Here is a 9,786-nt window from a genome sequence, read left to right on the forward strand (position 1 = left end):
CTGCGGCAGCCCGGTCGATCAATGCGACATGTACCACATTCTGCCGCCCCAGCGCCAACGACAATATGGCTCTTTCCTCTGGGAAAACCAACCCTTGCGCCTCCCCGTCGCCCATCCGCCAGGCCTGATCCAGCTTGGAACGCCCGTCGGCGCCCGCGTCGGCGGCATGAAGGAGCAGGTGGACGTCGCCCTTTCGAGCCGCCGCTTCGATCTTCTCGGCGCCCGTGAGGAGGTTGCCGGCACGCGCCTCCAGACCCAGCCGGTCGAGCACCGCCTGTCGAAGCGCAGTCTCAATGCGGGCGCCGAGATCGGCGGGCGCGGAGACCGAGCCGCTCTTGAACGAGCGTGCGAGCGCGCCCTTCAGCTTGCCCTTCTCGTTGGCGGCGTCGAGCGTCCTGCGATCGACTCCGATCCAGGCGCCGCGTCCGGGAGCCTTGGCCCGGACGTCAGGCGCGACCTGGCCGTCCGGCCCGAGCGCGAGCCGGATCAGGGTATCGCGAGCGCCGTGCTCCCCCGAAAGGATGCACTTGCGCTCGGGAACGTGCCGTTCGGCTTCTAGAGTGTCATTGGGAGGTTTCCGCAACAGCGTCCTCCCCCTGCGCCTGACCGTCCTCGTCCTCGAACCAATGTGCGCGGGCGGCCATGATGATCTCATTGCCCTGCTCGTCGCTAAGGCCGTATTCGGCGAGGATTCCACCCTTGTCCTCGGCGCGATTGGGCTCGCGCTGGCGGCGCTGCTCGGGCTTCTTCTTCTGGACGAGCTCGTCGGTGGCGAGATCGGCGAGATCGTCGAGCGTCTTGATGCCGGCCTTGCCGAGCGTCACCAGCATGGCTTCCGTGAGGTAGGGCATCTCGGCCAGCTCGTCGGAGACGCCGAGGCCGCGGCGCTCCTCGCGGGCAGCTTCCTCGCGGCGCTCGAGCGCTTCGGCTGCGCGGCTCTGCAGCTCGGCTGCAAGCTCCTCGTCGAAGCCCTCGATCGAGGCGATCTCGTCGGCCTCGACATAGGCGACTTCCTCGAGCGCGCCGAAGCCTTCGGCAACGAGCAGCTGAGCGAGCGTCTCGTCGACGTCGAGCTCGTTCTGGAACATCTCCGAGCGCTCCACGAACTCGCGCTGGCGCTTCTCGGAAGCGTCGGCCTCGGTCATGATGTCGATCGCCGAGCCGGTAAGCTGCGAAGCGAGGCGCACATTCTGGCCGCGGCGGCCGATCGCGAGGCTGAGCTGATCGTCGGGCACGACGACCTCGATCCGGCTCTCTTCCTCGTCGATGACGACGCGGCTCACCGTTGCCGGCTGAAGCGCGTTGACGACGAAGGTCGCAAGATCCTCGGACCAGGGAATGATGTCGATCTTCTCGCCCTGCATCTCCTGGACGACCGCCTGGACGCGGCTGCCCTTCATGCCGACGCAGGCGCCGACCGGATCAATTGAGCTGTCGTAGCTGATGACGCCGATCTTGGCGCGGCTGCCCGGGTCGCGCGCGGCGGCCTTGATCTCGATGATGCCGTCGTAAATCTCCGGCACTTCCTGCGCGAACAGCTTCTTCATGAAATCGGGGTGCGCGCGGCTGAGGAAGATCTGCGGTCCACGGTTCTCGCGGCGGACCGAGAGGATCAGGGCACGGACCCGGTCGCCGACGCGGACGACTTCGCGCGGGATCTGCTGGTCGCGGCGGATGACGCCCTCGGCGCGGCCGAGGTCGACCACCACGTGGCCGAATTCGACGCGCTTCACGACGCCGGTGATGATCTCGCCCGCGCGGTCCTTGAACTCCTCATATTGCCGCTCGCGCTCGGCGTCGCGGACCTTCTGGAAGATCACCTGCTTGGCGGCCTGGGCGGCGATCCGGCCGAACTCGATCGGCGGCAGCGGATCGACGATGAAGTCGCCGAGCTCGGCGCCCGGCTGCAGCTTCTGCGCGTCCTCGAGGCTGACCTGCTTGAAATAATCGTCGACCTGCTCGACTACCTCGACGACACGCCACAGGCGAAGGTCGCCGCTGGTGGGATCGAGCTTGGCGCGGATGTCGTTCTCGGCGCCGTAGCGGGCGCGGGCGGCGCGCTGGATCGCGTCCTCCATCGCCTCGATCACGATGCCGCGGTCGATGAGCTTCTCACGCGCGACCGAATCGGCGATCGCGATCAGCTCGGCCTTGTTGGCGGAAACGGCTGCTGTGGCCATCTTTCTCAGTCCTCTATTATCTTAATCTGGTCGGCGCCTTCCGCGGAGAGCGGAGCGGTCGCCTGAATGAGTTTGTCGGTCATGACGAGCTTGGCGGAATGGAGCATGGCGAAGGGAAGCCGCGTCTCGCCGAGACCCTGCACGTCGATAAGGATATCCTCGCCGTCCCGGCCGATCAGCGGTCCGGTGAACTGCTTGCGCCCGTCAAGCTTGTCGGTGAGGCTGATCTTCGCCTCATGGCCCTTCCAGTCCTCGAAATCCTGGAGCCGGGTCAGCGGCCGGTCGATCCCGGGCGAGCTGACTTCCAGCCGGTACGCGCTTTCGATCGGATCAGCCTCATCGAGCACGTCCGACAAGCGGCGCGAGAGGCGGGCGCAATCGTCGAGCGTGAGCTGACGCGTATCCGGCCGCTCGGCCATCACCTGAAGGGTCGGATCGGAGGTGCCGCCCATCATCTTGACGCGCACGAGCGAGAGGCCCTCGGCTTTCGCCTCGGCCTCGATCAACTCCGTCAATGCGGCAAAGTCCGCCATCCGATCTCCGAACAAAATCCCTCCGCGCCGGCCCCGACCCCGGGACCAGCCTCGCAACGTTACCGATGTGAGGAGGTGAGCTGCATATAGGCGGAGCGGCCGCCCGGAGCAAGATCATTTGGGCGAGAGGGCTTTGTTCTCGGCACGAATGCGGATGGCCAGCACAGCGGCGTTCGCGATCGTGAAGAGGAGCGCCACCTCCCAGAGGCCGAAGGCGAGCGGCAGGACGGCGATTTCGGCGGCGACCACGGCATAATTGGGGTGGCTGAAGAAGCGGTAGGGGCCGCGGCGGACGAGCGGAGCGCCGGGCAGGATGATGATGCGGGTGGTCCAGCGACGGCCGAGCGTCCCGAGGACCCAGAGGCGGCCGAGCTGCAAGAGGACGAACAGGCCGATCAGCAGCCATGAGACCGGCCGCCCCGGCGCCAGCCACCAGAGCGCCGCAAGCCAGAGCGCGTGGACGGCGACGATCAGCGGATAGTGGCCGGGTGCGACTTCGTAGGCGCCCTCGCCGAGCAAAGCCCTGGTGTTGCGGCGGGCGAGGACCAGCTCCGCAAGCCGCTGGAGCGTCACGAGCGCCAGGATGATCGCCGCAGTCATCCCCGGACCAAGGACAGCCCGCTGGTGGTGAAACCGGGGCCGAGCGCGAGGAGCATCGTCCGCTCCGGCATTCCTTCCGCGAGCAGCCGCTCGAGCACGAACAGCACGGTGGGCGCCGACATGTTGCCATAGTCGCGAAGCACCGCGCGCTCATGGTCGAGCGCTCCGTCGCCGAGGCGGAGGCTCCGCTCGAGCGCGGCCACCACCTTGGCACCGCCCGGGTGGCAGGTGAAGCGGTCGATGCCGGTCCGCTCGACGCCGAGCTTCGCCAGGATCTGCCCGACCGCGTGATCCATATTGTCCTCGACGAACGGCGGAATGGCGCGGTCGAAGATCACCCCGAGGCCGGGATCCTCGACGTCCCAGCCCATGATGCCGAGCGTCTCGGGCCACAGGATCTCGCCGCCGCCCTCGACTGACGCGACACCGCTGCCGCCGGAGCGGAGCACCGCCGCCGCGGCTCCATCACCGAAGAGGGCGGTGGCGACGATGTTCGCCTTGCTGAGCTTGTCGAGCCGGATCGAGGTCGAACAGAGCTCGACCGTGACGAACAAAACCGTCTTCCCCTCGCGCTCCGCGGCGAGCCGGGCGGCGGTGGCTAGGCCCGAGACTCCGCCGGCACAGCCGAGGCCGAAGATCGGGACGCGCTCGGCATCGGCCCTGAAGCCCATCCGCCCCGCCACCCGCGCTTCCAGGCTCGGAGTGGCGATGCCGGTGGTGGAGACGGTGACGAGGCAGTCCACCTCGCTCGCACCGACGCCGGCCGCGTCCAGCGCTCGCCGGGCCGCCTGCTCGTAAAGCGCCTCGGCGGCCTCGAGATAGACGTCGTTCCGCGCCTTCCAGCCATGATCGCCCTCGTACCAGTCGGGCGGGCGGACGATGTGCCTTTTCTCGATGCCGGCATTGTCGAACACCGGCGCGAGCTTTTCGAAATGGGCCGAGCGCCGGCCGAACAGGCGGCGGGCAAGCTCCTTTGCCTCCTCCTGCCGAAGCACCGTCTCGGGCACGGCGGTGCCGAGCGAGAGCAGGGCGACGGAAATGGGGGAATTTGCTGCCAAGAAGATGTCTCGATCGTACTGATTGTACTGGGCGTCGCCTTCGCCCAAATGTGAACTGCGCACCTAAAGCACAACCGGAGTTATCCCTATGCGGCCTTTAGCCTATGTCCTCCCGATCCTTCTGATCGCCTGCAACGGCAATGGCGAGGCGGTGGCGCCCGGCAACGCTGCGGCGGCTGCTGCGGGGGGCAAGCTGTTCCAGGTGCAGGAGCTCGCAAGCTTCAACGAACCCTGGGCGATGACCTTCCTGCCGGACGGAAGCGCTCTCGTCACCGAGAAGCCCGGGCGCCTCCTCCATTGGAAGGAAGGCGGCGCCGCAACCCCGGTCGCGGGGACCCCAAGCGTCGATTATGGCGGGCAGCTCGGGCTCGGCGACGTCGTTCTGCATCCGAACTTCGGCCGCAACCGGATGGTCTATCTGAGCTGGTCGGAGCCCGGGCCGAACGACACACGCGGCCCCGTCGTCGGCCGCGCCCGCCTCGTCACCGAAGGCGGGCCGCCGCGGATTGAGGGGCTGCAGGTGATCTGGCGGGCCGACAAGACCGACGGTCGCTACCATCACAGCCACCGCATCGCCTTCGCGCCGGACGGAAAGCTCTTCATCACCAGCGGCGACCGGATGAAATTCACTCCGGCGCAGGACCTGAATTCGAGCCTCGGCAAGGTCATCCGCCTCAACGACGACGGCACTGTGCCCCGCGACAACCCCTACGCGGCCCGGGGCGGCACGGCGGCGACGGTGTGGACGCTCGGGCACCGCAACCTGCTCGGCATCGCCTTCGACGGGCAGGGGCGATTGTGGGAGCATGAGATGGGCCCGAGGGGCGGCGACGAGCTGAACCTCGTCGAGCGGGGGAAGAATTACGGCTGGCCCACCGTCTCCAACGGCGACAATTACGACGGCAGCGCGATCCCCGACCACCCCACCCGGCCTGAATTCCAGGCGCCGAAGATCACCTGGAACCCCGTCATCTCGCCCGCCGGGATGATGATCTATTCGGGCCGCATGTTCCCGCAGTGGCGGGGGAGCGCCTTCATCGGCGGCCTCTCGGGCAAGGCCCTCGTCCGCGTCGCGCTGAACGGCACCGCCGCCCGCGAAGCCGAGCGCTGGGACATGGGCAATCGCATCCGCGAGGTCGAGCAGGGGCCGGACGGCGCGGTCTACCTGCTCGAGGACCGCAAGGGCGGCCGTCTGCTGAGGCTGACCCCGGCTCACTAAACCCGCCGATAGCGGAAATACCAGACTTCGTGGCCCTTGCGGCGGGCCTTGGCTTCGTAGCGGGTCTCTGGCCAGCCGCCGGGGCGGACGAGGAAGTCGCCCGCGCTTTCGGCAAGCCATTCGAAGTCGCTGCGCCGGTTCATGATCATCATCGACCAGCGGCAATAGGTCGGATCGTCGGTGCCGAGCCGGAACTCGCCGCCCGGCTGGAGCTTTGCGGCGATGAGGTCGAGCGGGCCGTGATTGACCATTCGGCGCTTCGCATGCCGCGCCTTCGGCCAGGGATCGGGGTGGAGCAGGTAGGCGAAGCGGAGCGAGGCGTCGGGCAGCCGCTCAAGCACCTCCAGAGCGTCGCCCATGTGCAGGCGGACGTTGGCGAGCCGCTTGTCGCGGACGTGGGCGAGCGCTCCGACGACGCCGTTCAGGAACGGCTCGGCGCCGATGAAGCCGTGATCCGGCAGAAGGTCGGCGCGATAGGCGAGATGCTCGCCCGAGCCGAAGCCGATCTCGAAATGGAGCGGCCGGTCGTCTCCGAACAAGGCCGCCGATCCTAGCGCCCCCTCCTCCGGCACGCCGATCGCCGGAAGCAGCTCCTCCAGCAGCGCCGCCTGCCCCTCGCGGAGCTTGTGCCCGGAACGGCGGCCGTAGAGGCGGCGGATGGTGGTCGGATCGCCTGTCAGAGCGCCGCCTTCAGCCGATCGACCAGATCGGTCTTTTCCCAGCTGAAGCGGTCGCCTTCGGCTTTGCGGCCGAAATGGCCGTAGGCGGCGGTGGGGGCGTAGATCGGCTTGTTGAGGCCGAGATGGGTGCGGATGCCCTTGGGCGTGAGCTTGACGAGCGTCGGAAGCACGCGCTCGAGATCGGCGGCGGTGGTGCCGTTCGCCTCGGTGCCGTGGAGATCGACGTAGAGCGACAGCGGCTCGGCGACGCCGATCGCGTAGGAAAGCTGGATCGTGCAGCGGCTGGCAAGGCCGGCGGCGACGACGTTCTTGGCGAGATAGCGGCTGACATAGGCAGCCGACCGGTCGACCTTGGTCGGGTCCTTGCCGGAGAAGGCGCCGCCGCCATGCGGAGCCGCGCCGCCATAGGTGTCGACGATGATCTTGCGCCCGGTGAGGCCGGCGTCGCCGTCCGGACCGCCGATCTCGAAATTGCCGGTCGGGTTGACGAAGATGCCTTCATCGGCCGGCATCCAGCCCTCGGGAAGGACGTCGGCGAGAACGTCCTTCACGTAAGCGCGGAGCCTGGCCTGGCCCTCGTCGTTGCTGAGATCGGGCGTGTGCTGGGTGGAGACGACCACCGCGGTGGCGCGGACGGGGACGCCGTTTTCGTACTGGAGCGTCACCTGGCTCTTGGCGTCGGGCTCTAGGAAGGGCGCGGCGCCGGAATGGCGGTCGGCGGCGAGCCGCTCGAGGATGCGGTGCGAATAATAAAGCGTGGCGGGGAGGAGGTCCGGAGTCTCGTCGGTCGCGTAGCCGAACATGATGCCCTGGTCCCCGGCGCCCTCGTCCTTGTTGCCGCTTTCATCGACGCCCTGGGCAATGTCGACCGACTGGCCGTGAAGGTTGTTCTGGAACTTGAGGTTCTGCCAGTGGAAGCCCGACTGCTCATAGCCGATCCGCTTCACCGTCTCGCGCACGGTGCGCTCGATCTCTTCCTCCGCGCCCGGCGCCCAAGCGCCGTTCTCGTAGACGCCGCGGCAGCGGATCTCGCCGGCGAGGACGACGAGCTGGGTCGTGGTCAAGGTCTCGCAGGCGATGCGCGCCTCGGGATCCTTGGACAGGAACAGATCGACGATCGCGTCCGAAATCTGGTCGGCGACCTTGTCCGGATGGCCTTCGGAGACGGATTCGGACGTGAAGAGGAAGTTGCTGCGCATCGCGGGGAAGTGCCTCGGAGCTATGGGAAAAGAGATATAAAGATATCTTTATATGTGGGCGCGTCCCTAAACCCGTTTCCGGCCGACTGCAATGCCGATCCCGGCGAGCAGAAGCGCGAACAGGAAGGGCAGGATGTTGCCGAAGCGGGCGAACGGCGTCGGCGGCTTAGCGGCGGGAAGGGCGGCGTCGATCACGCCTGCGGTGCGCCACGGGATCGAGTGGAGCAGGCGTCCGTCTGCGTCCACCAGTGCGGAGATGCCGGTGGGGGTCGAGCGGAGGACCGGAAGCCCCTCCTCCAGCGCCCGGAGCCGCGCCTGAGCGAGGTGCTGCGGCGGGCCCCAGCTTCCGAACCAGGCATCGTTGGAGGGATTGAACAGGAAGGCGGGGCGGTTGCTGCGGTCGACGACTTCGCCGGAGAAGATGATCTCGTAGCAGAGCTGGAACCCGACCTTGCCGGCGAGCGGAACCGCGAGCGTCTGAGCGCCGGGGCCGGAATCGAAATCGATGTCGCCCGGCGCGAGCCTGGAGAGGCCGAGCGGCTCCAGCACCCCCCGCATCGGCAGATATTCGCCATAGGGGACGAGGTGCGCCTTGTCGTACCGGGCGTAGATTCGGCCGGAGCGGTCCATCGCGAAGACGCTGTTGGTGCCGCTGGTGACGTTGACGCCGTTCGTCGACTGGAGCGTGATCCCGCCGGCGAGGAGCAGGTCATTGGGGCCGAGCAGGAGCCCGACCAAGCGCCGAAGCTGTGCGGCCCCCTGCTGGCGGTGGGGATCGGTGCGCCCATCCTGAAGCGGCGGAGTGATCGCCGATTCCGGCCAGAGCAGGAGGCGCGGCCCCTTATGCCTGCTTTGCGACAAGCGGGCGAGGCGAAGCAGGGTCTCGTCCTCGGTGCCGGGCGTCCATCTGTTCTCCTGGCCGATGTTCGGCTGGACGATGCGGAGCGGGACGCCGGGAGCGGCGAGCGGCGCGGCCGATGTGACAGCGGCGAGCGCGGTCGCGATCGCGACGGCGCCGAGCAGCGCCCCCGCTGCGTGCAGGCGGCGGTGGAAGAGGAGGAGGAGCACGCCTGCAAGAAGCATCGCGACGCCGGAAAGGCCGTAGGTGCCGACCCAGGTGGAGAGGCGGGAGGCGGGCGTCGGGAGCAGCGAGACTCCGATCGGGTTCCAGGCGAAGCCAGTGAACATGGTGGCGCGGAGCCACTCGGTGACGATCCACGCGGCTGCGAAGATGAGGGTGAATGAGATGTGCCCCGGGGAACGGGTGGGGCCACCGCCCCATCTCCACGCAAGGCCCGTCGCCATGGCCGGGTAGACGGCCAGATAGAGCGACAGGAGCACGACCGCGATCCAGCCTAGCCAGGCGGGCATCGCCGCCTGGTAGGTGAAGGCGGTGGCGATCCAGTTGAGGCCGAGGGTGAAGTTGCCGACCCCGAACCACCAGCCGCGGGCGAGCGCACTGCGGAGGCTCGGCGCGCGCTCGACCAGCCAGAGGAGCCCGGCGAAGGCGGCAAGCGTCAGCGGCCACAGGCCCAGAGGCTGGAAGCCGAGGGCGGCGAGGAGGCCGAGAAGCAGGGACAGGAGGAGGAACTTCATCCGGGCCGCATATCGCCGCTATGGCCGGTGGCTTCAACCATGGCGCTCGCCGGGGCCGTGCCGATAAGTTGATGAAGTTGACGGGTGCCGGGCGCCGGCTGCCGAATGGGAGTCGGCGAGTTCCTCCGCCCCCGCCGCTGCCGCATTCGGGCGTTGAGGGGCCGGTTCCGGGGCGAAGCCGAAATAACGGTCGCGCTCGGCGGCGTCCTCCATCCGCATCTCGGCCAGCTTGCGCTCGACCGCGGCGTCTTCGGCCTCCGTCAGGGTGCGGGCGTACCAGTTGATCCCGTCATATTCGCCCTCCTCCAGGCCTTCGAAGCCCGGCGGCGGCGGGAAGCAGGTCCAGCGGCCGCCGTCATCGCTGGTCCAGAGCGCACCTTCGTCATGAGGCATCGGCGGCTTGTTGCCCCCCGGCTCCGGAGCGGGCGCGGGCGCGGGACGGCGGGCATCGATAAAGGCGTCGGCATCGCCGCCATCGGCGACGCAGTCGAGGAAATCGTCCAGATCCTCGGAGACGGCGCGGAGCTGCTCCTCGCGCGCGCCCTCTTTTTCGGCGAGCCGGTCGAGGCGGGAGAGGACCGCCATCGAGAGCCGGTTGTCGAAGCGGTGGCGCTCGCCGACGATCTCGCCATTCTGGTGGATGGCCTCGATGCAGCCGTTCATGGCGCGGCTCAGCACCTCGTCGCCGAGCCGGGCGCGGGCGCGGTGGACCAGGACCGCG

The 9,786-nt window shown here is 68.2% G+C and carries 9 protein-coding genes and 1 pseudogene; 1 reads left to right on the forward strand and 9 read right to left on the reverse strand.

The genetic code is table 11. The features are described 5' to 3' along the window. The 5 genes from VF662_RS10010 to VF662_RS10030 form a co-directional block, all read right to left on the reverse strand. A partial coding sequence (locus VF662_RS10010) for a DUF448 domain-containing protein (protein ID WP_464140526.1) occupies positions 1-583 on the reverse strand: 583 nt, incomplete at its 3' end. Then, positions 564-2,180, reverse strand: a complete 1,617-nt coding sequence (nusA, locus tag VF662_RS10015; protein WP_464140528.1) for a transcription termination factor NusA — start codon at positions 2,178-2,180, stop codon at positions 564-566. The genes nusA and VF662_RS10010, both read right to left, overlap by 20 nt. A 5-nt stretch (positions 2,181-2,185) precedes the next feature. Beyond that, positions 2,186-2,713, reverse strand: coding sequence for a ribosome maturation protein RimP (gene rimP, locus VF662_RS10020; RefSeq protein WP_464140530.1), 528 nt, complete (start codon positions 2,711-2,713; stop codon positions 2,186-2,188). Between the two features lie 114 nt (positions 2,714-2,827). Beyond that, entirely contained in the window at positions 2,828-3,313 is a 486-nt protein-coding gene (locus VF662_RS10025; protein ID WP_464140532.1) for an isoprenylcysteine carboxyl methyltransferase family protein, read from the reverse strand. After that, complete coding sequence (locus tag VF662_RS10030) at positions 3,310-4,434, reverse strand: type III polyketide synthase (protein WP_464140534.1); 1,125 nt, start codon at positions 4,432-4,434, stop codon at positions 3,310-3,312. Before VF662_RS10030 ends, VF662_RS10025 begins: the two co-directional genes overlap by 4 nt. A 25-nt stretch (positions 4,435-4,459) precedes the next feature. Between VF662_RS10030 and VF662_RS10035 the strand changes: the two genes are divergently transcribed. Next, a complete protein-coding gene (locus VF662_RS10035; protein ID WP_464140536.1) occupies positions 4,460-5,590 on the forward strand; it encodes a PQQ-dependent sugar dehydrogenase in 1,131 nt (376 codons plus the stop codon). Here the strand turns inward: VF662_RS10035 and trmB are convergent. The 4 genes and pseudogenes from trmB to VF662_RS10055 form a co-directional block, all read right to left on the reverse strand. Continuing rightward, entirely contained in the window at positions 5,587-6,270 is a 684-nt protein-coding gene (gene trmB, locus VF662_RS10040; protein WP_464140545.1) for a tRNA (guanine(46)-N(7))-methyltransferase TrmB, read from the reverse strand. The two genes, VF662_RS10035 and trmB, sit on opposite strands and share 4 nt — an antisense overlap. After that, positions 6,267-7,469, reverse strand: a complete 1,203-nt coding sequence (gene metK, locus VF662_RS10045) for a methionine adenosyltransferase (protein WP_464140540.1) — start codon at positions 7,467-7,469, stop codon at positions 6,267-6,269. The genes trmB and metK overlap by 4 nt, the downstream gene beginning before the upstream one ends. Positions 7,470-7,535: 66 nt before the next feature. Beyond that, the gene (gene lnt, locus VF662_RS10050) at positions 7,536-9,065 is read right to left on the reverse strand and encodes an apolipoprotein N-acyltransferase (RefSeq protein WP_464140542.1); all 1,530 of its coding nucleotides are present in this window, start codon (positions 9,063-9,065) and stop codon (positions 7,536-7,538) included. Positions 9,066-9,098: 33 nt separating this feature from the next. Then, a pseudogene (locus VF662_RS10055) lies at positions 9,099-9,786 on the reverse strand (hypothetical protein); the annotation flags it as partial.

It is taken from the genome of Allosphingosinicella sp. (assembly GCF_036387215.1).
Classification (GTDB): Bacteria; Pseudomonadota; Alphaproteobacteria; order Sphingomonadales; family Sphingomonadaceae; genus Allosphingosinicella.

Excerpts from the sequence above, each read along its gene's own strand:
- nusA (WP_464140528.1), bottom strand. The coding sequence starts at position 2,180 with ATGGCCACAGCAGCCGTTTCCGCCAACAAGGCCGAGCTGATCGCGATC.
- metK (WP_464140540.1), bottom strand. The coding sequence starts at position 7,469 with ATGCGCAGCAACTTCCTCTTCACGTCCGAATCCGTCTCCGAAGGCCAT.
- VF662_RS10035 (WP_464140536.1), top strand. The coding sequence starts at position 4,460 with ATGCGGCCTTTAGCCTATGTCCTCCCGATCCTTCTGATCGCCTGCAAC.
- lnt (WP_464140542.1), bottom strand. The coding sequence starts at position 9,065 with ATGAAGTTCCTCCTCCTGTCCCTGCTTCTCGGCCTCCTCGCCGCCCTC.
- VF662_RS10025 (WP_464140532.1), bottom strand. The coding sequence starts at position 3,313 with ATGACTGCGGCGATCATCCTGGCGCTCGTGACGCTCCAGCGGCTTGCG.
- rimP (WP_464140530.1), bottom strand. The coding sequence starts at position 2,713 with ATGGCGGACTTTGCCGCATTGACGGAGTTGATCGAGGCCGAGGCGAAA.